Source organism: Flexivirga oryzae (assembly GCF_014190805.1).
Lineage (GTDB): Bacteria > Actinomycetota > Actinomycetes > Actinomycetales > Dermatophilaceae > Flexivirga > Flexivirga oryzae.
In genome coordinates this window covers 1,902,330-1,924,400 of the sequence record NZ_JACHVQ010000001.1, presented here as the reverse complement: position 1 = coordinate 1,924,400, position 22,071 = coordinate 1,902,330, and the positions used below count along the sequence as shown (strand labels likewise).

Here is a 22,071-nt window from a genome sequence, read left to right as displayed (position 1 = left end):
GTCTGTCTATGGCGTGTCTGGGTCCGGTTCGCCGCGTACCGGTGGGGTGCGCGCCAGTGGTTAGGCTCCCGCCATGGACGTCGACGAGGCGACAACTGCGGACGGCATGGTCGATCGGCCGCGGCGGTCGAAGCGTTCACGGCGCCCGGTGGTCGTCACCTCCCTCGCCGTCGTCGCCGCGCTCGGCCTGCTGCTGACGTTCGTCCCGGGGTGGGCGTTCAGCACGTACCACAAGCACGCGGCCGGCGAGCTGGTCGAGCGGACCCAGCACCGGCTGCCCGACGTGCTCGCGGTGACGGCGCGCGCCCGCGCAGACCTCACACCGCTCGGCGCGCCGGTGCGCTCGTGGTCCGAGGTCAGTTGCTCGCTGGACCCTGGCTACAGCGACGGCGACGGCGAGCGGGACGTCGTCATGTTCTACTACCAGGTCTGTACCCCTGCGGTGTTCGAGATCTACGCGCTGCCGGCGGACTACGACAGCCTGGAGCAGACCGCGGCCCTGCTGCACGGTCGGCTCGACAGTGGGGAACACGACTGCGACGAGCCGATCCTGGATGTCGTGGACGAGGGGCAGGTCGACGCGGACGACCGCATCGAGCTCGATTGGGTTCAGCCCGCTACGTATCCGTCCGCAGCAGGGGACACCGGCTGCTCGCTGCCCGACCCCGGGGCCGACGACGTCGCGCGCGTCACGAAGACGACCGACCGGCCGCTGAGTGCCGACAGCTACGTCGTCCTGTCCGTGTTCGGCGGGTCCGACCAGGTGAGCGTCGGCTGCCGACGCAACGTCCGTTGGCTCGGGAGCTGCACGGCGCCCCCGAAAGGCGCTCCGTATCGGTGACCTGTCGATCGGTCGCCGATCAACTCGTGTGGCCGACCGGCAGGATCATCAGGTGGATGGGCAGGTCGGTGCCCGGGTGCCAGGGTGCCTGCGTCGTCTCGATGAGCTGCCAGCCGCGGCGCAGGTAGAGCTTGACCGGCGTCTCGTGGGCCGCGACGACGTCGAGCACCGGGTAACCGTCAGCCAGTGCGAAGTCGGTCGCGTGCTGCAACAGCCGTGAACCGATTCCTTGCCCGGACCGCGTGATGTCCGTGAAGAAGACTGATATGCAGCGCAACTCGGCTATGGGTACGTCGTGTGCGGCCGCCCATGACCGACCGATCGGGTCATCGTCGACGGCGGTGACAGCCACGTGCCCGACGACCTCGCCGTCGATCGTCGCGACCCAGGCGCGCAGCTCCGCCGCACGTTTCAGGAACTCCTCGACCGGCTGCGGGAACGGCCAGATGAACGGGTAGCGCGTCTGTGCCTGCTGGCGACCGAGCAGGTCGACCAGGGCGGGCAGGTCGGCGTCCTGCCGGTCGCGTATGACGAGATCCACCAGCGCACCGTAACGCGCCGGAACCCGTCGCGATCAGCCGGTCAGCGGCGCGACCGGCCGCCGTCCCGCGCGGGCCCGCCGGATCGGCCGCCCGGCGCCGGCGCGGAGCAACTCGCGCAGCCGCTCTCGGTCGTATGACGAGGGACGCGTCGTGGCCAGGAACTCCCGGATGATCCGCAGGAACTCCTCCGGATGATCCCGATGCGGGAAATGCCCACTGCCCTCGATGATCTCGATCCGTGCGCCGGGCGCCAGTGCCTCCACGTTGCGGGCCTGCGATGCGGGGATGATCGGGTCCTGCGCACCCCAGATCACCGCCAGGGGCATCGACTCGGTGAGGTAGGCGCGGTCGGTCATCGTGACGATCTGCCCGTGCCGGTCGACGACCGCGCGCAGCACGTGGCCGGCCGCGGCACGGGCACCGCGGTCGCGGAAACTGTCGTAGATCGAGGCGATCTCGTCGACGTCCCGTGTCCCGGGCAGCCGCGCGGCGTGTGCGAGCCGCAGTCCGGCGGTGTTGATGTGCCGCACCCCGGGGAGCGTCAGCAGGCCCATCACCTGCTGGAACCCGGGTGCCGTCGCCAGCCGGATGACCGGGCTGACCTCCGGGCCCAGTCCTCCGGGGGCGACGAGCACGAGCCGCTCGGTCAGCTCGGGGTATTGGTAGGCGAACTGCATCGCGACGCCGCCGCCGAAGCTGTGGCCGACGACGGTCGCCCGGTCGATGTCCAGGATCGACAACAGGTCCCGCATGCCGTTGGCGTAACCACCGAGCGTGTAGTCGGCGCGTGGTTTGGCCGACTGGCCGTGGCCCAGCAGATCGGGTGCGACGACGGTGTAGTCGCGTGAGAGCGGCCGGATGACGCGGTCCCAGGTGGTGTGGTCGCACGCCACGCCGTGCAGCAACAGCAACGCCGGGCCGTGACCGGCCAGGACGAATGCACGGCGATGACCGTGCACATCCACGAACCGAACGCGACGTGAACCCCTCATGAACGGCGATTCAACCACTTGAACGCTCGTCCTGCTACCAACCGGTACGGCCGTTTTGAAATCGTGTCCTACGCTCGACTGCGTGGCCGGGCAAAGTGGTGAGGGTGCGACGCGCGGATCCGCGCTCTCCCGCGGCCGCATCCTCGAGGTCGCCGGGGAGCTGGTGCGCGAGGACGCGGCGTCGACCCTGAGCATGCGCCGCCTGGGTGCTCGCCTCGGGGTCACGCCGATGGCGCTCTACCGCCATTTCGGCAGCCGCGACGAGCTCCTCGTGGCGTTGCTCGACGAGGAATTCGCCCGGGTTGCCTGGCCCGACCTGCCGCCGCCGGGGGCCGAGCGCGCCGTCGAGGTGCTGATGATGCTGCACCGGGAGCTCGCCGAGCGGCCGTGGGTGATCGACGCGCTCACCCGCGGGGATCTGATGGCGCCGTCCGCCGCCCGGGCCACCAACGACATCCTGGCGTCCCTGCGTGCCGCCGGTCGCTCTCCCGAGGAGGCGGCGCACCGGTATTCGGCGGCCTGGCGGCTGGTCCTGGGTGCCACGCAACTGGACGCGCGGACCGCGCAGACCGTCCGCGGGCTGGATCGGCCCACGGTTCAGGAGACGGTCCGCCGGGACGCGGCCGGCGCCGGCCTGGACGCGCTGGCCGAGTGCGGCGCGGCTCTCGCGGCCCAGCGGTCCCGGTTCGATCTCCGGTCGGCACTGGTCTTGCTGGTGGATGCCTCGGAAGATTAGAGTATACGCGTAAACATCATGCCCAGGAGGGCAGGTATGACGGAACGATCCATCTTCGACGCCGCCGGTGGTGCGGCCGGTATGACGCGCATCGCCGACGCCTGGCACCAGCGGGTGAGGGCGGATCCGGTCGTCTCGCACGCGTTTCACAAGGGCACGAAGCCGGATCACATCGACCGGCTCGCGGCATACCTCGGGGAGGCGCTCGGCGGTCCGCCGCGCTTCACGCAGCAGTATGGCGAGCACGCCGACGTGGTGCGCATCCACAGCGGCAACGGCGAGCACGACGAGATGAACGAGCGAGCCGTCGACTGCTTCCGCGGCGCGTTGCGCGACGCCGGCATCACCGACCCGGACACGTACCAGGCGGTGCTGGACTACTGGACCTGGGCGACGTGGCATCCGATGTACCAGTTCCACGGCTCGCCGGACGATGCGCCCGCGGAGCTGCCGATGCCGCACTGGAACTGGGATTCGACCGTCAGCCACTGAAGGGGGCAGGCATGATCACGCCATACATCACGGTCAAGGACGCACGCGCGGCAATCGACTGGTACCGCAACGCGTTCGGCGCCAGGGTGTCGTTCGAGCCGATCGTGATGGACGACGGGCGTATCGGCCACGTCGAGCTGACCATCGGCGAGGACGGGACGTTCATGATGTCCGACGAGTTCGACAGTGCCGGGGTGGCGGCCCCGGACCCGACGCGACACAACGCGGTCGCCCTGCATGTCGAGACGACCGCGGTCGACGTGGTCGTGCGGCAGGCGGAAGCTATGGGGGCACGGATCGATCGGGCGCCCGAGGACACCCCGAACGGTCGCGTCGCGGTGCTGCACGATCCGTTCGGGCACCGGTGGATGTTCAACCAGCGGCCGGCCGACGCGGCAGCCCCCAGGCCGCCGGCGCAGGCGAACAGCATCACCGCCAACCTGCCGGTGCCGGACCTGGACGGCGTCGACGACTTCTACGGCGGCTACCTCGGGCTGACCGACGTGGGGTTCAACCTGGGCTGGGTCGTGCACCGCAGCGCGCCGCAGTCGGGGGCGCACGTGCAGCTGGTGACGCGCGACAGGACGGCGCCGGTCGACTCCGCCATCTCGGTGCACGTTGCGGACGTCGATGCCGCGTATGCCGAGGCGCAGCGCCGTGGTTACCGCATCGTGCACCCGCTGACCCACGAGGAGTGGGGCGTGCGGCGCTTCTTCGTGCAGGCGCCCGATGGCACGGTGGTCAACATGGTGAGCCACGCCGACTGACTCGTGCGGGTTGAGTGGCGGAGGAGCGCAGCGGCGGCTCGTCCCTCGCCGCTACTCGACCCGCTTTCCTGGGTCAGAGCCGCTCGCGCAGCCAGGCGATGTCGGCCTTGTGCTCGTCTGCGCCACCGGGGGTCTCGCAGACGACGGGTGCGTCGGCGGCCCGGACCACTCCCGCCAGCTCGTCCGGATCCATCTGTCCCGCACCGAGATTGGCGTGCCGGTCGGCGCCGGAGTCGAAGGCGTCCCGGCTGTCGTTGCCGTGCACCAGGTCGATCCGGCCGGTGATGTCGTGGATGCGCGCGGCGGCCTCGGTCAGGGCGATGCCGCCGGCCCACGCGTGACACGTATCGAGGCAGAAACCGACCTGCTCGTGACCGTCGGCGCGGGAGATCGCCTCCCACACGCCGGCGATCCGGTCCAGCTGCCGGGCCATCGCGTTCTCGCCGCCCGCGGTGTTCTCGATGAGCAGTGGGATCTTGCAGTCGGTCGCCTCGATCGCCTTGCGCCAGTTGTCGAAGCCCTTGGCCGGATCGTCGGACTTGTTGACGTGCCCGCCGTGCACGATCAGCCCGGCCGCGCCGATCTCGGCCGCCGCATCCAGGTGCTGCTGCAGCAGTTTGCGGCTCGGGATCCGGATCCGGTTGTTCAGTGTCGCCACGTTGATGATGTATGGCGCATGGACGTAGACGGTGACACCGGCGGCAGCCGCATCCGCGCGCAGCTTCGTGGCACCACCGTCGTACGACACGACGGGACCCTTGTAGCTCTGCGGATCGCCGAGGAAGAACTGCACGACGGTCGTGTCCCGCGCGGCCGCCTCGGCGATCGGGTCGTGCTGGTCGACGTGGGCACCGATGCGAAGCGTCATACGACCCAGCCTACGGAGGGCGTCCGACAGCCCGGCACACGAGTGGATCCGGACAGCCCCTCCGCTTTCGCGGGTGAGAAGGCGTAGCGTTGACGACGTGACGGACTCGAACACCTCGACACCTGCACCCACCATCTCGACCGTCGGTGAACTCCGCGCCTCCGGCCACCGGCAGCGCAGCATCCGCGAGGAGCTGCGCGGCAACCTGATCGCCCGGCTGGCGGCGGGGGAGGACCCGTGGCCAGGCATCCAGGGCTTCGAATACACCGTGCTGCCGCAACTGGAACGCGCCCTGCTCGCGGGCCACGACATCGTCCTGCTCGGCGAGCGCGGCCAGGGCAAGACCCGTGTGCTGCGGACCCTGGTCGGCCTGCTCGACGAGTGGACCCCGGTCATCGAGGGGTCCGAGCTGGGGGAGCACCCCTACGACCCGATCACCCCGGCGTCGCGCCGCCGGTCGGCCGAGTTGGGCGACCGACTGCCGGTCGCCTGGCGGCACCGCAGCGAGCGGTATGCCGAGAAGCTCGCCACCCCGGACACGTCGGTCGGTGACCTGGTCGGCGACGTCGACCCGATGAAGGTCGCCGAGGGCCGCAGCCTCGGCGACCCGGAGACGATCCACTTCGGGCTGATCCCGCGCGCACACCGCGGCATCGTCGCGATCAACGAGCTGCCGGACCTCGCCGAGCGGATCCAGGTCGCGATGCTCAACGTGATGGAGGAGCGCGACATCCAGGTGCGCGGTTACACCCTGCGGCTGCCGTTGGACGTGCTCGTCGTCGCCAGCGCCAACCCGGAGGACTACACGAACCGCGGCCGGATCATCACCCCGCTCAAGGACCGCTTCGGCGCACAGATCCGCACCCACTACCCGCTCGAGGTCGAGGGCGAGACCGCCGTCATCGAGCAGGAGGCGCACCTGGTCGCGAACGTCCCCTCATACCTCGTCGAGATCCTGGCCCGGTTCACCCGGGCCCTGCGCGAGTCCAACGCGGTCGACCAACGGTCAGGCGTGTCAGCCCGATTCGCGATCGCGGCGGCCGAGACCGTGGCGGCCGCGGCACTGCACCGCGCGACCGTGCAGGGTGAGACCGAGGCCGTCGCCCGCGTCATCGACCTGGAGAGCGCGGTCGACGTCCTCGCCGGCAAGATCGAGTTCGAGACGGGCCACGAGGGCCGGGAGGAGGCCATCCTCGAGCACCTGCTGCGCACCGCCACCGCGGAGACCGCCCGCGGCCGGTTGCGCGGCATCGACCTCGGTCTGCTCGTGCGGGCGCTGGAGCACGGTGGCCAGGTCACGACCGGTGAACAGGTCAGTGCCGGAGCGGTGCTCGACGCGCTGCCGGTGCTCGGCGAGTCCGACCTCTACGACCAGATCGCCGACCGGCTGGACGCTCACACACCCGGCGAGCGTGCCGGTGCCGTCGAGCTCGCGCTCGAAGGGCTCTACCTGGCCAAGCAGATCAGCAAGGAGTCGGACGACGACGGCAACACGATCTACGGGGAGAGCGCGTCGGTATGACGCCGCTCGCAACAGCCCACCGCGTGCCTCCGAGGACTAGCGTCGGAAAGATGTTCACTCACAAGGCATCCCACCGTTTCCTCAGCTTCGCAGGTTTCGCCGCGACAGCTTGTGCCGTGACCGCGCTGGCGGCTCCCGCAGCCGTGGCAGCGCCCACCCCGGCGCACGGGGCCGGGCACCAGCACGGCTACACCTGGCTCCCGCGCCCGACCGGGGTGCAGGAGCAGTTCCGCGGCCTCGCCGCGGTCAGCAACCGCGTCGCCTGGGTCAGCGGCGAGAACGGCAGCGTCCTGCGTACGACCGACGGCGGCCGGACCTGGGCCGACGTGTCGCCCGAGGCCGCCAAGGCCGACGGGTTGGCGCTGCGCGACATCGAGGCATGGGACAGCCGGCACGCCGAGGCGTTGTCGATCGGTCCCGGCGGCGACTCGCGGATCTTCCGCACGGACGACGGCGGTGCCACCTGGCAGCAGGTCTTCACCAACTCCGACCCGGACGCGTTCTATGACTGTATGGCGTTCAGCTCGCGCGGGATCGGTCTGGCGATGAGCGACCCGGTGGACGGCCATTTCCAGATCGCCCGCACAACCGACGGCGGCCGCAGCTGGAAAGTGCTGTCGACCAAGGGAATGCCGGCCGCTTACCCGAACGAGTTCGGTTTCGCAGCATCGGGCACCTGCCTGGTGTCCGCCCAGGATGCGCGGGGCTCGCGACCCGGTGAGTTCTGGTTCGCCACGGGCGGCCAGTCACCGCGGGTGTTCCACACCACGAACGCCGGACATAGCTGGACCGCCGAGCAGACCCCGGTGCGCGCGGGCGACGCAGCCGGGATCTACAGCATCGCGTTCAAGAACAGCTGGACCGGCGTCGCGGTCGGCGGTGACTACACCGCGCCCACCGATGGCAGCAACGCAGCTGCGACGAAACACGGCAGGTCGCCGTGGAAGGCCAGCAGCAACGCACTCGGTGGCTACCGGTCCGGTGTCGCCTACGTGCCCGGACGCGGGGACGCCGTGATCGCCGTCGGCCCGACCGGCAGTGACGTGAGCGTGAACTGGGGCCGCACCTGGACGACCTTCGACAGCACCGACTACGACGGCATCCACTGTGCGACCGACGGCGCCTGCTGGGCGTCGGGACCCGACGGCGCCGTCGCAAAGCTCAAGACCCCGCACCAGCGGTGGTCGAGGTAGGGGAGGACTGGAAGACGTTGGCAACACTGGAGATCCTGCACTGGAACGACGTCCACGGACGCTACGAGCGGTTGGCGCGTGCCGCCGCCCGAGTACGGCAGATCAAGGACGCCGCCGACCACCCGGTGCTGCTGTTCGACGGCGGCGACATCGAGGAGGCGAGCGTCCGGGTCTCTGCGTTGAGCTACGGCGCGGCCGGGTGGGCGGTGCTGCGCGCGGCGGGCGTGGACGCCGCGGTCGTCGGCAACGGCGGCATCCTGCGCTACGGACCGGACCGATTGACCGACTACGCCGAGGCGTTCGGTCGCGCACCGCTGTTCGGCAACTTCCACCGCGACGGCGCACTTCCCGCAGGAGTCGCGGCTACCCAGGTGATCGACACCGGAGCGTTCCGGGTGGGGATCATCGGCATCTCGGTCCCCCTGATGGACGCCTACTCGGCATTCGGCCTCACCGAGGTGCCGCTCTACACGATGGTCACCGAGGCAGCGGCAGAACTGCGTCGGGACGGCGTCGAAGTCGTCGTCGTGCTGAGCCACTGCGGGTTGCCGCAGGACACCGCCCTCGCGGCGACGCTGGCCGGACGTGTCGACCTGGTCGTCGGTGGCCACACCCACTCCGAACTTCCCGAAGGGACAAGGGCGTTCGGTGGAGTGCCGATCGTGCAGGCGGGCAACTACGCCGAGCACCTCGGGCACGTGCTGTTGGATGTCACCGCCGACGGCGTGACGGTGCGCTCGATGTCCCTGGAGCCCGTGCCGGAGGACGGTCCGGCCGATCCGCAGGTGTTGGCGGCCGTCGCCGAGCAGGAGGCCAGGATCGAGACCTGGCTCGCTGAACCGGTCGCAACATTGCAGGAAGCGGCCGACTACAACCCGGCCGACGGTGGCGGCATCGCCCGGCTGTTGGCTCGAGCGATCCACGAGTCCCAACCGGCGGATGTGACGTTCTTCTATCCGGCGAACTGCGACGCAGCACTCCCGCAAGGGCCGGTGACACGCGGCGACATCTGGGCGGCGACGTCGTCGCCGGCGAACGTGTCGACCATCACCACCACCGGCCGGCGGCTGCGGTCGATGATGCAGATCGGGCTCAGTGCGGAGAACGCCGCACGCACCCCGCGACTGTTTCGCGGGCGAGCGCTCGGTCGGGTGGCGATCGTCGGGGCGACGATTGCCGATGGCGAGATCCTGATCGGTGACCGGCCGCTCGACGACGACGCCACCTACCGGGTGTCCGGTGGGGACGTCGAGGTGTCGTCATACGGCGGTCTCCTGCCGGACAACTCCCCGGACATGGAGATTTTCGTTCCCCAGATCATGCCGGAGTTACTGGAGGCGTATCTCGTTGGCACGTAAGCACACTCATCGTTCACGCTATGGCCGGTACGTCGGCGGGCCGGATCCGCTGGCACCGCCGGTCGATCTGGCCGAGGCGCTCGACGCCATCGGCGAGGACGTCATGGCCGGTTACAGCCCCGAGCACGCGATGCGCGAGTTCCTGCGCCGAGGGGGCCGGCAGCAGCGCGGGCTCGACGACCTGGCCAGGCAGGTTGCCGAGAAGCGCCGCGAACTGCTGGCCAAACACAATCTGGACGGCACGTTCCAGGAGATCAAGAAGCTGCTCGACGAGGCCGTGCTGGCCGAGCGCAAGCAACTGGCGCGCGATCTGGACGACGACGCCCGGTTCGCGGAGATGCGCATCGAGAACCTCCCGCCCTCGACCGCGGCAGCCGTCAACGAGCTGGCCGACTACCCGTGGCGCAGCAGCGACGCCCGCGAGAAGTACGAGCAGATCAAGGACCTGCTCGGCCGCGAGATGCTCGACCAGCGCTTCGCCGGGATGAAGCAGGCGCTGGAGGGTGCCACCGACGAGGACCGGCAGCGGATCGGCGAGATGCTGCGCGACCTCAACGAGCTGCTCGAAGCGCACGCGCGCGGCGAGGACACCGACCAGCAGTTCGCCGACTTCATGGACAAGCACGGCGACTTCTTCCCGGAGAACCCGCAGAACATCGACGAACTGCTCGACTCGCTCGCCCAGCGTGCCGCTGCCGCGCAACGGATGCTCAACTCGATGACACCCGAGCAGCGCGAGGAGCTGATGCAACTGTCGCAGCAGGCGTTCGGCTCGCCGGAGCTGATGCAGCAGCTGGCCCAGCTCGACGGCAACCTGCAGGCGCTGCGCCCGGGGGAGGACTGGTCCGGGTCGGAGGAGTTCTCCGGGCAGCAGGGCATGGGCCTGGGTGACGGCACCGGCGTCATCCAGGACCTGGCGCAGCTGGACGACCTGTCCGAGCAGCTGTCGCAGCAGTATGCCGGAGCTCAGATGGACGATCTCGACCTGGACGCACTGGCCAAGCAGCTCGGCGGCGAGGCGGCCGCGTCGGCACGCACGTTGGCCGAGTTGGAGAAGGCGCTGCGTGAACGCGGTTACCTGACAAAGGATTCCAGCGGAGAGCTGAAACTGTCGCCACGTGCGATGCGCGAGCTCGGGCGTACCCTGCTCAAGGACGTGGTGACCCGGTTGAACGGTCGCGCCGGATCCCGTGATGCCCGGCGAGCGGGTATGGCGGGGGAGCCGACCGGCGCCAGCCGGGAGTGGCAGTTCGGCGACACCGAGCCGTGGGACGTCACCCGCACCCTCACCAATGCCGCGTTGCGCCGGGCCGGCGGCGACGACGACCGGCTGCTCGCGATCGGCGACGTGGAGGTGCAGGAGACCGAGGCACGGACGCAGGCAGCAGTGGCGCTGCTGGTCGACACATCGTTCTCCATGGCGATGGATGGACGGTGGGTGCCGATGAAGCGCACCGCGCTGGCGCTGCACCACCTGATCCAGACCCGCTTCCGCGGAGACACGTTGCAGCTCATCGGTTTCGGGCGGCACGCGCAGACCATGGACATCGACACGCTCACCGCGATGTCGGCCGAGTGGGACAAGGGCACCAACCTGCACCACGCACTGATGCTCGCCAACCAGCATTTCCGCCGGCACCCGAACGCCCAGCCGGTGCTGCTCATCGTGACCGACGGTGAGCCCACGGCGCACCTGGAGCCGGATGGCGAGGCCTGGTTCAGCTATCCGCCGCATCCGCTGACGATCGCCTACAGCGTGCGCGAGCTGGACAACGCCGTCCGCCTCGGCGCCCAGACGACCATCTTCCGTCTCGGCGAGGACCCCGGGCTGGCCCGCTTCGTGGATCAGTTGGCCCACCGTGCCGGCGGCCGCGTCGTCGCGCCGGAGCTCGATGAGTTGGGTGCTGCGGTCGTCGGAGGCTACCTAGGGGGTCGTGGCGGTGGCCCCACCTACGGTGACCTCGGCGGCTTCGGCTGGCGCGGCGGCTGGGTGAGCTGACACCACGATCAGCGCACACACCTCGAACGATCAGCCAGAACGCGGCGCGGGATCAGCGATCTATCAGGTTCCCAACAGGTTTCGCGGGATCGATTGACGTACCGATCGCGCTGGGTGTCTATTGCAAAGGCTGAGCCGACCGGCCGGCGATCGATCTCCTCCACACATCGGTGAGGTGCATTCAATGAAGCAATCCAGGTCGCGCACCAAAGCAATCGCATTCGCAGCAGCGGGAACCCTGGCAGTAGGTATCGGACTCGCGTCGGCGGGCACGGCATCAGCCGCATCCGGTCACCGCCACGCGCTCCAGGCCCGACCGTCCTGGCTGGGGAAGGCACACGCCAAAGGTGCGTTACCGAGCAGACAGACCCTGAGTTTCAGCCTCCTGCTGGGCATGCGCAATCAGGCAGGAGCCGACGCCAAGGTCCGCGCACTCAGCGATCCGTCCAGCGCCAGCTACGGAAAGTGGTTGAGCCTCAAGCAGTTCAACGCGGCATACGGCCCGAGCAAGAGCGACATCGCCGCGGTCACCTCCTGGGCGAAGTCCCAGGGCCTGCACGTCTCTTCGGTGGCCCCGAGCGGCATGCTGGTCAACGTCAGCGGGTCGACCAGCACCGTCGACAAGGTCTTTGCGACGAAGATGGAATCCTTCTCGTTCCAGGGGGTTACGGTTCGGTCGAACACCACGGCGCTGACCTTCCCGAGCAGCACGTCCGCGACGGTCCTGTCCGCGGTGGCAGGCGTCGTCGGGCTGGACACCGGCGCCACGGTCAAGAAGCCCGCGGACACCCTGCCCGGGCCGCCGGCGGGAGGCCGCTACGGCGTCCAACCGTGCTCGTCGTACTACGGCCAGAAGCTGGCGACGAACAAGCCCTCGGCATACGGCAAGAAGTGGCCCTACGCGGTCTGCGGGTACACCCCGAAGCAGCTGCAGAGCGCGTATGGCGTGACGCAGCAACTCAGGAACGGTTACACCGGAAAGGGCCAGACCGTCGTCATCACCGATGCGTTCGCGGCCCCGACGATCGTGCGGGATCTTCGCAAGTACAACGCCACCTACGGGCTGCCGCAGTTCAAGAAGGGTCAGTTCACCCAGCAGACTCCCGGACCCGACGGGTATGACCTGGTCAACGAGTGCGGCGGCAACGGCTGGTACGGCGAGGAGACGCTCGACGTCGAGGCGGTGCACTCGATGGCACCCGGCGCCAAGATCGTCTACGCGGGCGCGCCCGACTGCTCGAGCGGGTTGGACAACACCTGGGCGGCCGCAATCGACAACCACACCGGCGACGTCATCACCAACTCCTGGGGTGACGGGGTGGACGATGTCGCGGACCTCGGCCAGTCGTACATCGACTTCTACCAGCAGTATTCGACCGAGGCCGCGCTGCGCGGGATCACCGTGAACTTCTCGACCGGCGACGACGGCGACGAGACCTCCGGCGGTACCAACCTCGCCGACAAGACGGTGAGCTTCCCCGCCGATCTGCCCTACGTGACCGGGGTGGGCGGCACCAGCGTCGACATCAACCGCCGGGGCCGTTGGGCCGGGGAGTGGGGTTGGCAGAACGCCTACGCGCAGCTGTCGGCGAACGGCAAGTCGTGGGTCTCGCCTCCCGGGGCGTACTCGTCCGGCGGTGGCGGCGGCACCAGCCAGCTGTTCGCGCAGCCGTGGTACCAGAAGGGCGTCGTCCCGACCTCGGTGGCCGACTACTACGGCAACACCCCGATGCGGTCGATCCCGGACATCTCCGCGGTCGGTGACCCGAACACGGGCATGGTCGTCGGTGAGACCCAGGACTTCCCGGACGGGACCTACTGGGACACCTACCGGATCGGTGGCACCAGCCTGTCGTCGCCGTTGATGGCGGGCATCGTGGCGGTCGCCAGCTCCCGGGCACACCACGCACTGGGATTCGTGAATCCGCTGTACTACTCACTGTCCGGCTCGAAGGCGTTCCACGACCTGAAGGCGCCGAACCGGCCGCTGTCGCAGGTCCGCACCGACTACACCAACGGCGTGGACCGGTCCGACGGCCTGCACTTCGAGTTGCAGCGCATCGACGTCCAGTCCTCAACGCTGCACGACACCCGTGGCTGGGACAACGAGACCGGCGTCGGCTCACCGGCCGCCGCGTTCTTCCGGCTCGCGGCGCGCCGGTAGGCCGACCGGGGCGGGAACACTGCAGGACCGGGCGGCCTCGTCCGGTCCTGCAGTGCGCCCGGTGTGCCGGTCAGTCCCCACCGTCGGCCGTGTCGCGCGGAAAGCCGCGGCTGGCATGCGGATCCGCCGGCACGTCATACATCGTGCGAAGCGTGTCGATGACCTCCAGCGCGCGCCTGCTGTGCGGGCTCGCGCAGGACTCGCCCTCGTCGCCGGGGACCGGGTCGAAGGAGTGCAGCACGATCTTCTCGAGCAGTTCCCCGAGGGTCTCGTCGTTGAACTCGGCGAGCCCCTTGAGCACCTTCACCAGGTTCTTGTCCATGCGGACGCCCAGCTGGACCCGGGCGAATTCGGTAACCATGGGACCAAGGTAACTAGGTAACTCATTGCACGCAGCTGATTTTCCGTTCAGCCGGTCCCGGACGTGGCCGCGGCGACGACCGCCGGATCCACGCACGCCTTCGCGTATGCCGCGATCCGTGCCCGGATCTCCCGGCCGAGCAGCCACTGCCCGACGGGTTCGGCGATGAACCGCAACCAGGCCGGTCTGATGGAGTAGGTGTACTTCCACCGGGCGGTCGTGCCGGACACACCATCACGCTCCGCGGGGACGAATCGCCATCCGCCGCCGAAGGTTTCGAAGAACCACGGCCCCTGCTCCATCGTCATGCCGACGCTCGTCGGCGGGCGATAGGAGACATACCTGCTCGTCATCCGCGGACCCACGCGCGCCCGGGTCAGCGTGTGGACACCGACACCGGGGCGTTCGGCGTCGAGCAGCCGCTGGGCCCGGATGAACGGATCCCACCGGAGCCGGACCTCCCCGGTCGTCTGGCTCACCGCGAACGCGACGTCGACACCGACGGGGATCCACACCTCTGCGCTGACCTGTGGCATGCCGAGAGTCTACGGAGGTGCGGTGCCGTCACCCGGGACTCGGCACCCGCCCGATGCCGAGGAGATGCTGGCTGAGATCACGCAGCCCCGGTGCCTGACCGAACCGGCGGGCGAGCAGCATGGCCGCGTCCCGCAGGGTGGCGTCGTGAGTCCGGGCGACCTCCAGCGGCATACCACCCGGGCCTTCGAGGCCGTGCACCTCGACGTCGGTGAGCCCGCCGTCGGTGAGTTCGTCGGCCAACTCCTCGGACAGGTGAAAATGCCCGCCGGGGAATCCTTTTCGCGACACGTCGATGGTGCCGTGCTCCAGCAGGGCGACCCAGTCGGGAGGGTATGGCGAGCGCCGCGCCGGCTCCGGATCCATCGCCGGGGCAATGGTGCTGGTGTAGACGTGCGCCATCGTCCGGGAGATGGCCGCACCGAAGACGTAGCCACCGGGGCGGGTCACCCGCACGGCCTCGCGCACCGCTCGGAGACGGTCCTCGCGCGCGACCAGGTGGTACAGCGGCCCGAGCAGCAGCACGGCGTCCACGCTCGCGTCGGGGTGCGGCAGGTCCCGGGCGTCGCCGAGCTGCACGTCGAACGTGCCGTGGGCGCGGGCGGCCGCCACGTGCGACGGCACCGGGTCGATGAGCGTCACCGTGTCCCCGCGGGCCGCCAGCGGCACGGCGTGCACACCGGTCGCCCCACCCACATCGAGGATCCGCGCACCGGCCGGCACACGTCGGGTGATCAGCTCCTGGGTCCGCTCGAATTCGATACGGCCCTGGTCGGATCGGCCGACGAGGCGGTCGGCCTCGTCGAACCTGTCGCCGTAATACTCCAGGAGCGTCTCGTCGATGGCGCGTTGGGATGGGTCGGACATGCGGACATGCTGCCGTGAGGGCCGCGGCCGGCGCGAGGGGATTTCCGGCCCGGTTCGGCTGATCCGACGCCCGAATCCCATACTGTCTAGCCATCGGAGGGTTTCGACGAGGGAGGTTTCCCGTGTTCGACAGGGATTTCGCGAGTGGGCTGCTCGGTGGCGTCACGTCCGCGGTCATCTGGATTTCCATCACGCTCATGACCGACATGGATCGATCGGTGGTCGGCCTGTGGGGGCTGATCTTCCTGATCGGCGTGACCGTGATCGCGACCGTGATCACCAAGATGAAGTCACGGCAGTCAGGTGCCGACTGACGACTCGGCGAGTTCGTCGGCCGCGACCTGCTCCTCGGACGCGTCCGGAACGCCTCGCAGCTTGCCCGGCCACCAGATCTTGGGCCCGAGGTCGAGGGTCAGGGCAGTCACCAGGACTGCGCGCACCACGATGGTGTCCAGCAGCACGCCGAGTGCCACGGCGAAGCCGATCTCGGCGAAGGTGACCAGCGGGAGGGTGCCGAGCACCGCGAACGTCGATGCGAGCACCAGTCCCGCCGAGGTGATGACTCCACCTGTCGCGGAGAGACCGACGAGCGCTCCGCGGCGGGTGCCGTGTTGCCATGCCTCCTCCCGTACACGCGTCATCAGGAAGATGTTGTAGTCGATCCCGAGCGCCACGAGGAAGACGAAGACGAACAGCGGCAGCGACGGGTCGGTGCCCGCGAACCCGAACAGGTAGTGGAACACCAGCGACGACAGGCCGAGCGCTGCGCCGAACGACACGATCACGGTGAGGATCAGCACCACCGGTGCCACGACCGCCCGGAGCAGGACACCGAGGATGACGAGGACGACCAGCAGCGTCAACGGGATGATCACCCGGCTGTCGTGATCGGTCGCCTCCTGCACGTCATACGTGATCGCGGTCGTGCCACCGACCAGCGCATGTGAATCGGGTATGCCGTGCGCGATGTCGCGGATGTGGTTGACCTGGGCGAACGCCTTGGAACTGTACGGATCTCCCGAGATCGCCGTTTGCAGCAGGGTGCGATCCCCACGGGTCGTCGGCTTCGCCGCCGGAGTGAAACCGGCGGAGGTGAGCGCGCTCGTCGTCCGCTGCGCCCGGGAGGTGTCGACCAGGACGTAGACGGGGTCGGCGCTGTTCTGCGCGTAGTGGCTCTGCAGGACCTTCGTCGCGGCGACCGAGTCCTGGTTGCCGATGAAGCTGTCGGTGGAGGACAGGCTGTGCGAGTTCAACTGGGTCAGACCGAGCGCGCAGAGCAGCAGCAGACCGACCGTCACCAGCCAGACGGCGCGCGGGCGTGGCCGGATGAATCTCCCGACCCGAGCCCACAACCCGCTGCGGGTGGGTTCCGGGCTGCCGTAGGTGGGACGCCGCGGCCAGAACACCCAGCGTCCGACGGTGACCAGCAGTGCCGGCAGCAGCGTCACCATCGCGAGCAGCGCGAAGACGATGCCGAGCGCCGCGACCGGTCCCAGTCCCTTGGTCGAATTCATCTCGGCGGCCAGCAGGCACAGCATGCCCAGGATGACCGTGCTGCCGCTGGCCAGAATGGCCGGCTCGGAGCGGTGCAGAGCGAAAGCCATTGCCTCGTGGCGGTCTTCGTGCCTGCGTAGCTCCTCGCGATATCGCGCGACCAGTAACAGCGCGTAGTCCGTGCCGGCACCGATGACCAGCACGGTGAGGATGCCGTAGCTCTGACCGTTGACGGTCAGCCCCGCGTGGTCGACCAGCAGGTAGATGAAGGCCTGTGCCGCGGTGAGTGCGACGCCCGCGCTCAGGATCGGCAGCACCCACAGCACCGGGCTGCGATAGGTGAGCAGCAGGATCACGATCACCACGCCCAGGGTGCCGAACAACAAGGTGCCGTCGATGCCGGAGAAGGCGGATGCCTGGTCCGCGCCGAACCCGACCGGTCCGCCGAGATGCACGGTCATGCCGTGCGCGCCGTCCGTGGCGATGGCCTTGAGGTGGTCGGCGGTCTTCGGTAGGTCGTTCCAGCCGGTCTTGGGGTCGATGTGCAGCGGCACGAGGGTCTGCAGGGTCGTGCCGTCCTTGGACGGGATCGGTCCGATCACCTTGCCGGCCAGGTGCGGTGTGTCGTCGGTGTATGTCGCCACGTCGGCCTTCGCCTTGGACAGGTCGGCCGCCGTCAGGCCACCGGCGCGGTGGTAGACGAGGATCGCCGGCATGCTGTCGCGATCGACGAACGGACCCAACTGGTCGAAGACCTTGGTCGACTCGGCGCTGGCCGGCAGCCACGACGACGTCTGGTTGTCCTGGGCGCCGGACAGTTTGCCCGCCAGTGGGCCGAGGGTGATGAGCGCCACCACCCAGATCACGAGCACCACGTATTTGCTGCGACGGCCGCAGACCAGTCGGCCGATTCGATTTTCCATCCGATGACCCCTCCGAAGATCACGTCTCGCGACCGGAAGGATTTACTTAGTCTTCCTCAGTATCGCGATATATCGTGAGTTTACCGGAGGGGCGGCGTCTCGCGCAGGTATTTATTTTCGCGGGTGTGGTGTCTGCAGTTAAGGGTTGTCGAGGGGAGGGGTGGCCGGGGTGGTCATAGGTCACCCCAGGGGAGACCTACGCACGGTCCGGGGGCCGGATTCCGGTCGTAGGTCACCCCAGGGGAGACCTACGCACGGTCGGGGGGCCGGATCCCGGTCATACGTCGCCACCGGGGAGACCTGTGCACGGTCGGGAGGCCGGATCCCGGTCATACGTCCCCACTGGGGCGACCTACGCACGCTGCCCGGCCGACCGTACGCCCGCCGGCCACCGCCGACGGCGTCGGGTGACCCGTGTGGGACGCTAACGGCGTGAAATCAGTCATCGGTGTGCTGGCGGTGCAGGGCGATGTCCGTGAGCATGCTCGCTCCCTCGAATCCCTCGGTGCGACAACGCGTTTGGTGCGTCGCCCGGAGGAGCTCGACGGTCTCGACGGCATCGTGCTGCCCGGTGGTGAGTCGACGACCATGGACAAGCTGCTGCGCGCGTTCGAGTTGCGCGATCCGCTGCGGGAGAAGTTGCGGGCCGGGCTGCCGGCATACGGCTCCTGCGCCGGCATGATCCTGCTCGCCGACCGGGTGCTCGACGCGACGGCCGACCAGGAGACGCTCGGCGGCCTCGACGTGACCGTGCGGCGCAACGCGTTCGGCCGGCAGGTCGACTCCTTCGAGGAGGACCTTTCGATGCCGGAGGTGCTGGGGGAGAGCTCCGAGCCGGTGCGTGCGGTGTTCATTCGCGCACCCTGGGTGGAGTCCGTCGGCCCGGACGTGCACGTGCTCGGCACCGTCACCACCGGTCCGGCCGCCGGGCGGATCGTCGTGGTGCGGCAGGGCAACCTGTTCGCCACGTCGTTCCACCCCGAAGTCACCGGCGACCACCGGATCCACGAATATTTCCTCCGTATGACGAGGCGCTGATCACCCCACGAAGTCCTCCTCCGCTTCGCTCCCCGGTACTTCGCGGGGACCCCGACCCGCTCCGCCGATACTTCGCGGGGACCCCGATCCGATCCACAGTCCTACCGGCTGACCCGGCGACTCCGTCGCCACACGCTCCGGGCGATAACATTGCCGGTCGAGTCACCAGCACGTTCGAGTCAGAAGAGGAATCTATGAGCGGTCACTCCAAGTGGGCGACGACGAAGCACAAGAAGGCAGCGATCGATGCCAAGCGCGGCAAGCTGTTCGCCAAGCTGATCAAGAACATCGAGGTTGCGGCACGCTCCGGCGGTGGTGACCCGGCCGGCAATCCGACGCTCTTCGACGCCATCCAGAAGGCGAAGAAGTCCAGTGTCCCCAACGACAACATCGACCGAGCGGTCAAGCGCGGGTCCGGTGCGGAGGCCGGCGGCGCCGACTATCTCGCGCTGACCTATGAGGGTTACGCGCCCGGTGGTGTCGCGCTGCTCATCGAGTGCCTGACCGACAACAAGAACCGCGCCGTTGCCGAGGTGCGCACCGCGCTGTCGAAGAACGGCGGCTCGATGGGGGAGTCCGGCTCCGTCGCGTTCATGTTCAACCGCAAGGGTGTCGTGATCGTCCCCAAGAAGCAGCCGGGCGACGACGCGACCGAGGACTCGCTGCTGGAGGTCGTGCTCGACTCCGGCGCCGAAGAGGTCAACGACCTCGGCGAGTCCTTCGAGATCGTCTCGGAGGCAACGGATCTGGTCGCCGTGCGCGAGTCGCTCCAGGCTGCCGGCGTCGACTACGACTCGGCCGATTCGTCCTTCCTGCCGACCGTCGAGGTCCCGCTCGACAAGGAGGGCGCCAAGAAGATGTTCCGCATCATCGAGGCGCTCGAGGACAGTGACGACGTGCAGAACGTCTACGCCAACGGCGATGTCCCGGACGAGGTGCTCGCGGAGCTCGAAGCCGAGGACTGAGCCGGTGAGCGCCCTGCGCAGGAGCACCCCGAACGCCGAGCAGGTCGACGCCACCGCGGTCACCCGCTTCCTCGACGCGCTGGCGGGCGCCGGCATCGAGGTGCACAGCCTCATGCTGCTGCGGCACGGGTCCGTCGTCGCGGAGGCGCACTGGGCGCCGTACGAGGCCGGCCAGGTCAACCTGCTCTACTCGCTGAGCAAGAGCTTCACCAGTGTCGCGGCCGGGATCGCGATGGGGGAGAACCGTTTTCGGCTCGACGACCCGATCGTCGAGCTGGTCCCCGAGCTGGTCCCCGAGCTGGTGCCCGACGATGTGGCCGACACCTGGCGCCGAGTCACCGTCCGGGACTGCTTGCGTATGGCGACAGGGCATCTCGACGACCCCGAGGTGTACCCGGACGGCGACTGGCTGGCGGCGTTCCTGCGGCTGCCGCCCGAAGCTGAGCCGGGCAGCGTCTTCACCTACAACCAGTTGGCGACCTACACGGTGGCGCGCCTGGTCGAAGCCAGCAGCGGCGTGCGTTTGCTGGACTACCTGCGGCAACGGCTGTTCGAGCCGCTCGGCATCGGTCCTGCCGCGTGGCTCACGGACGGGCACGGACACGACTGCGGCTTCTCCGGAATGCACGTGTCGACGGACGCGATCGCCCGGCTGGGGCAGCTGCTGCTGCAGCGCGGCGAGTGGGACGGCCACCAGCTGGTCCCCGCGGACTGGGTGGAGCTGGCCACGTCACGGCAGATGCCGAACGACGGAGCGCACCGCCGGTCAGGAGTCGAGGAGCCGACCTTCGACTGGGGTCACGGCTACGGCTTCCAGTTCTGGATGTGCCGCAACGGTTTTCGCGGCGACGGCGCGTACGGGCAGTTCTGCCTCGTGCTGCCCGAGCAGGACACGGTCCTCGCGATGACCGCGGAGACGACCGAGATGCAGTCGGTCCTCGACGCCGTGTGGGACCACCTTTTGGCGGGGCTCGGCCGTGGCGGGTCCGACGCAGCCGACGCGCAGCTTGCGAGGCGGCTGACGGAGGCCGCGATCGCCATACCGGCTGGTGACGGATCGGCACACGCACCAGGGGCGCTCGCACGTTCCGGCGGCGACGCCGCACCGTCGGTCGACTCCGTGGCGATCCAGGCGTCGGACGCGGGATGGCTGGCGCAGTTCCGCGCCGGTGACCGGTCCTGGCAGTTGCCGATCGGTGCCGGCGCGTGGGCGGCTGGCGACTGGATGGACGACGCGGGCGTGCCTTTCCGATCTGCTGGTGGCTGGGCGGACGGCAGGTTCCGGGCACAGCTGCGGATGATCCAGACGCCGCACGTGATCGAGCTGGTGGCCGATCCGGCGGACAAGACGGTCGAACTGCAGTGGCGCGAGCCACCGCTGCACGGGATCGAGCCGGCGCACCACAGCATCGATCCGCGAGGCTGACCGCCCGGGCTTCGGTCTGAAACACGCGCTGGACAGGGCCTCCCCGCACTCTGACGAGGCGTCAGGAGCTACCGCCGATCACTTGGGGTGGCATCCTGTCGTAGCCATCGGGACCGTTCTTGCTGCTGCCTTCGAACTTTCCGCATCGTTCACATACCCGGTACGGCCGCCGCTCATCCAATTGCACCGGCCCCCACTGGTGTCGACGCAACACGCAAAGAACTCTCCCCATGACGAACCCCTTTCACAGGCAAATCCAGTGTGTCGAGTCTAGGCCGAGAACCCTCACCAGGTTGAGCTGATCACGGGCGAGACCGAACGATTCGCTGCCGCAACCAAGTCGGTAGGCGATCGGCATGCGGGACGTGTTTGGTGTCAGAGGGTCACAGGCCCATCACACGGCGAAGGCCACGGTCAACCTCATACTGCAGAGTGTCGGGAACGTAGCCGGCCTGATTGTCCAGATCTGATTTGTTGAGCGTGACAACAGCAGCGACGTTCACAACAGAGTCTCGGGGCAGACCAGTAGCAGCAGCAGGCAAAAACACGTTGCCCGGTATCGCCGCCAACGCGGTGTTGGACGTGATCACGGCCACAAGCACTGTTCCCAGGCGACTCGCGTTGAAGCTGTCTGCCTGAATCACCAGGACTGGTCGACGTTTAGCCGGTCGGCTGCCGACGGCTGGGCCGAGATCGGCCCAGCAGACCATGCCCCGCTGGATCACCACTCGTCGTCCGAATTGCGGAGGACTCCATGCGCTGCCTCAACGGCAGCTGCATTGGATTCGTCCGACCCGCTGCAATGAGCCAATGCCGCGTCGATCTGCTGCGTCACCGAGTGCGCGTCGAGTTCGTCAAGGTAGTTGACAGCGGCGCGCGTAAAGAACTGTGAGCGGCTGAGGCCGAGCTCCTTCGCACGACGCGACGCACGGTCGAAGGTCTCGTCCGGTACGGAGATGGCAGTCTTCATGACTCAAATATAACCGGGT

The 22,071-nt window shown here is 68.7% G+C and carries 22 protein-coding genes; 13 read left to right on the top strand and 9 right to left on the bottom strand.

The annotated features are described in order from the left end of the window. Positions 1-73: 73 nt before the first annotated feature. Entirely contained in the window at positions 74-841 is a 768-nt protein-coding gene (locus FHU39_RS08950) for a hypothetical protein (protein ID WP_183320024.1), read from the top strand. Positions 842-860: 19 nt separating this feature from the next. Here the strand turns inward: FHU39_RS08950 and FHU39_RS08945 are convergent, their stop codons facing one another. Together FHU39_RS08945 and FHU39_RS08940 are read right to left on the bottom strand one after the other, a co-directional pair. Continuing rightward, positions 861-1,382, bottom strand: a complete 522-nt coding sequence (locus FHU39_RS08945; RefSeq protein ID WP_183320023.1) for a GNAT family N-acetyltransferase — start codon at positions 1,380-1,382, stop codon at positions 861-863. A 33-nt stretch (positions 1,383-1,415) separates the two neighbouring features. Further along, positions 1,416-2,348: an alpha/beta fold hydrolase gene (locus FHU39_RS08940; protein WP_221185191.1), complete on the bottom strand. Its 933-nt coding sequence runs from the start codon at positions 2,346-2,348 to the stop codon at positions 1,416-1,418. A gap of 109 nt (positions 2,349-2,457) precedes the next feature. Between FHU39_RS08940 and FHU39_RS08935 the strand changes: the two genes are divergently transcribed. From FHU39_RS08935 to FHU39_RS24145, 3 genes are read left to right on the top strand one after another with little or no spacing between them, the layout of a single operon-like run. Further along, positions 2,458-3,111 carry a TetR family transcriptional regulator gene (locus FHU39_RS08935; protein WP_183320021.1) on the top strand — a complete coding sequence of 218 codons (654 nt, stop codon included), beginning with the start codon at positions 2,458-2,460 and terminating at the stop codon, positions 3,109-3,111. Positions 3,112-3,147: 36 nt separating this feature from the next. Next, a complete protein-coding gene (locus FHU39_RS08930) occupies positions 3,148-3,603 on the top strand; it encodes a globin domain-containing protein (RefSeq protein ID WP_183320020.1) in 456 nt (151 codons plus the stop codon). A gap of 11 nt (positions 3,604-3,614) precedes the next feature. Continuing rightward, positions 3,615-4,370, top strand: a complete 756-nt coding sequence (locus FHU39_RS24145; RefSeq protein ID WP_246336192.1) for a VOC family protein — start codon at positions 3,615-3,617, stop codon at positions 4,368-4,370. A 73-nt stretch (positions 4,371-4,443) separates the two neighbouring features. Here FHU39_RS24145 and FHU39_RS08915 read toward each other — a convergent pair whose 3' ends face one another. After that, positions 4,444-5,238 (bottom strand): deoxyribonuclease IV, encoded by a 795-nt coding sequence (locus tag FHU39_RS08915; protein ID WP_183320019.1) that lies wholly within the window; start codon positions 5,236-5,238, stop codon positions 4,444-4,446. Positions 5,239-5,335: 97 nt separating this feature from the next. Here FHU39_RS08915 and FHU39_RS08910 point away from each other — a divergent pair, with 97 nt between their 5' ends. The 5 genes from FHU39_RS08910 to FHU39_RS08890 all read left to right on the top strand — a co-directional run bounded on the left by FHU39_RS08910 (position 5,336) and on the right by FHU39_RS08890 (position 13,474). Next, positions 5,336-6,760, top strand: a complete 1,425-nt coding sequence (locus FHU39_RS08910; protein WP_343065790.1) for a sigma 54-interacting transcriptional regulator — start codon at positions 5,336-5,338, stop codon at positions 6,758-6,760. A gap of 50 nt (positions 6,761-6,810) precedes the next feature. Next, positions 6,811-7,953: a beta propeller repeat protein gene (locus FHU39_RS08905; protein ID WP_221185190.1), complete on the top strand. Its 1,143-nt coding sequence runs from the start codon at positions 6,811-6,813 to the stop codon at positions 7,951-7,953. Further along, positions 7,941-9,311 carry a 5'-nucleotidase C-terminal domain-containing protein gene (locus FHU39_RS24960; RefSeq protein WP_221185189.1) on the top strand — a complete coding sequence of 457 codons (1,371 nt, stop codon included), beginning with the start codon at positions 7,941-7,943 and terminating at the stop codon, positions 9,309-9,311. The genes FHU39_RS08905 and FHU39_RS24960 overlap by 13 nt, the downstream gene beginning before the upstream one ends. After that, positions 9,301-11,310, top strand: a complete 2,010-nt coding sequence (locus FHU39_RS08895) for a vWA domain-containing protein (RefSeq protein WP_246336191.1) — start codon at positions 9,301-9,303, stop codon at positions 11,308-11,310. The genes FHU39_RS24960 and FHU39_RS08895 overlap by 11 nt, the downstream gene beginning before the upstream one ends. A 184-nt stretch (positions 11,311-11,494) precedes the next feature. Next, positions 11,495-13,474, top strand: coding sequence for a S53 family peptidase (locus FHU39_RS08890; protein ID WP_183320016.1), 1,980 nt, complete (start codon positions 11,495-11,497; stop codon positions 13,472-13,474). 70 nt (positions 13,475-13,544) lie between these two features. On the opposite strand, the gene FHU39_RS08885 is transcribed toward FHU39_RS08890, so the two are convergent. From FHU39_RS08885 to FHU39_RS08875, 3 genes are read right to left on the bottom strand one after another with little or no spacing between them, the layout of a single operon-like run. Continuing rightward, a complete protein-coding gene (locus FHU39_RS08885) occupies positions 13,545-13,835 on the bottom strand; it encodes a hypothetical protein (RefSeq protein WP_183320015.1) in 291 nt (96 codons plus the stop codon). A gap of 47 nt (positions 13,836-13,882) precedes the next feature. Continuing rightward, the gene (locus FHU39_RS08880; RefSeq protein WP_183320014.1) at positions 13,883-14,371 is read right to left on the bottom strand and encodes an SRPBCC family protein; all 489 of its coding nucleotides are present in this window, start codon (positions 14,369-14,371) and stop codon (positions 13,883-13,885) included. A gap of 28 nt (positions 14,372-14,399) precedes the next feature. Beyond that, positions 14,400-15,236, bottom strand: coding sequence for a class I SAM-dependent methyltransferase (locus FHU39_RS08875; protein ID WP_183320013.1), 837 nt, complete (start codon positions 15,234-15,236; stop codon positions 14,400-14,402). Between the two features lie 122 nt (positions 15,237-15,358). Between FHU39_RS08875 and FHU39_RS08870 the strand changes: the two genes are divergently transcribed. Beyond that, entirely contained in the window at positions 15,359-15,550 is a 192-nt protein-coding gene (locus tag FHU39_RS08870; protein ID WP_183320012.1) for a hypothetical protein, read from the top strand. Here the strand turns inward: FHU39_RS08870 and FHU39_RS08865 are convergent. Further along, positions 15,536-17,653, bottom strand: coding sequence for an MMPL family transporter (locus FHU39_RS08865; protein ID WP_183320011.1), 2,118 nt, complete (start codon positions 17,651-17,653; stop codon positions 15,536-15,538). The two genes, FHU39_RS08870 and FHU39_RS08865, sit on opposite strands and share 15 nt — an antisense overlap. 432 nt (positions 17,654-18,085) lie before the next feature. Between FHU39_RS08865 and pdxT the strand changes: the two genes are divergently transcribed. The 3 genes from pdxT (at position 18,086) to FHU39_RS08850 (ending at position 21,082) form a co-directional block, all read left to right on the top strand. Then, positions 18,086-18,691, top strand: a complete 606-nt coding sequence (pdxT, locus tag FHU39_RS08860; protein WP_183320010.1) for a pyridoxal 5'-phosphate synthase glutaminase subunit PdxT — start codon at positions 18,086-18,088, stop codon at positions 18,689-18,691. A 194-nt stretch (positions 18,692-18,885) separates the two neighbouring features. After that, positions 18,886-19,656, top strand: a complete 771-nt coding sequence (locus FHU39_RS08855) for a YebC/PmpR family DNA-binding transcriptional regulator (RefSeq protein WP_183320009.1) — start codon at positions 18,886-18,888, stop codon at positions 19,654-19,656. Between the two features lie 4 nt (positions 19,657-19,660). Continuing rightward, positions 19,661-21,082 (top strand): serine hydrolase, encoded by a 1,422-nt coding sequence (locus tag FHU39_RS08850; protein ID WP_183320008.1) that lies wholly within the window; start codon positions 19,661-19,663, stop codon positions 21,080-21,082. A gap of 383 nt (positions 21,083-21,465) precedes the next feature. On the opposite strand, the gene FHU39_RS08845 is transcribed toward FHU39_RS08850, so the two are convergent. Both FHU39_RS08845 and FHU39_RS08840 read right to left on the bottom strand, forming a co-directional pair. Continuing rightward, entirely contained in the window at positions 21,466-21,792 is a 327-nt protein-coding gene (locus FHU39_RS08845; RefSeq protein WP_221185441.1) for a type II toxin-antitoxin system PemK/MazF family toxin, read from the bottom strand. Positions 21,793-21,803: 11 nt separating this feature from the next. Then, complete coding sequence (locus tag FHU39_RS08840) at positions 21,804-22,052, bottom strand: antitoxin (RefSeq protein WP_183320006.1); 249 nt, start codon at positions 22,050-22,052, stop codon at positions 21,804-21,806. Positions 22,053-22,071: the final 19 nt, after the last annotated feature.

Bases quoted from the DNA above. Each gene is read 5' to 3' on its own strand.
- FHU39_RS08905 (WP_221185190.1), top strand. From the start codon at position 6,811: ATGTTCACTCACAAGGCATCCCACCGTTTCCTCAGCTTCGCAGGTTTC.
- FHU39_RS08840 (WP_183320006.1), bottom strand. From the start codon at position 22,052: ATGAAGACTGCCATCTCCGTACCGGACGAGACCTTCGACCGTGCGTCG.
- FHU39_RS08865 (WP_183320011.1), bottom strand. From the start codon at position 17,653: ATGGAAAATCGAATCGGCCGACTGGTCTGCGGCCGTCGCAGCAAATAC.
- FHU39_RS24145 (WP_246336192.1), top strand. From the start codon at position 3,615: ATGATCACGCCATACATCACGGTCAAGGACGCACGCGCGGCAATCGAC.
- FHU39_RS08890 (WP_183320016.1), top strand. From the start codon at position 11,495: ATGAAGCAATCCAGGTCGCGCACCAAAGCAATCGCATTCGCAGCAGCG.
- FHU39_RS08875 (WP_183320013.1), bottom strand. From the start codon at position 15,236: ATGTCCGACCCATCCCAACGCGCCATCGACGAGACGCTCCTGGAGTAT.
- FHU39_RS08915 (WP_183320019.1), bottom strand. From the start codon at position 5,238: ATGACGCTTCGCATCGGTGCCCACGTCGACCAGCACGACCCGATCGCC.
- FHU39_RS08930 (WP_183320020.1), top strand. From the start codon at position 3,148: ATGACGGAACGATCCATCTTCGACGCCGCCGGTGGTGCGGCCGGTATG.
- FHU39_RS08855 (WP_183320009.1), top strand. From the start codon at position 18,886: ATGAGCGGTCACTCCAAGTGGGCGACGACGAAGCACAAGAAGGCAGCG.
- FHU39_RS08885 (WP_183320015.1), bottom strand. From the start codon at position 13,835: ATGGTTACCGAATTCGCCCGGGTCCAGCTGGGCGTCCGCATGGACAAG.
- FHU39_RS08880 (WP_183320014.1), bottom strand. From the start codon at position 14,371: ATGCCACAGGTCAGCGCAGAGGTGTGGATCCCCGTCGGTGTCGACGTC.
- FHU39_RS08950 (WP_183320024.1), top strand. From the start codon at position 74: ATGGACGTCGACGAGGCGACAACTGCGGACGGCATGGTCGATCGGCCG.
- FHU39_RS08845 (WP_221185441.1), bottom strand. From the start codon at position 21,792: ATGGTCTGCTGGGCCGATCTCGGCCCAGCCGTCGGCAGCCGACCGGCT.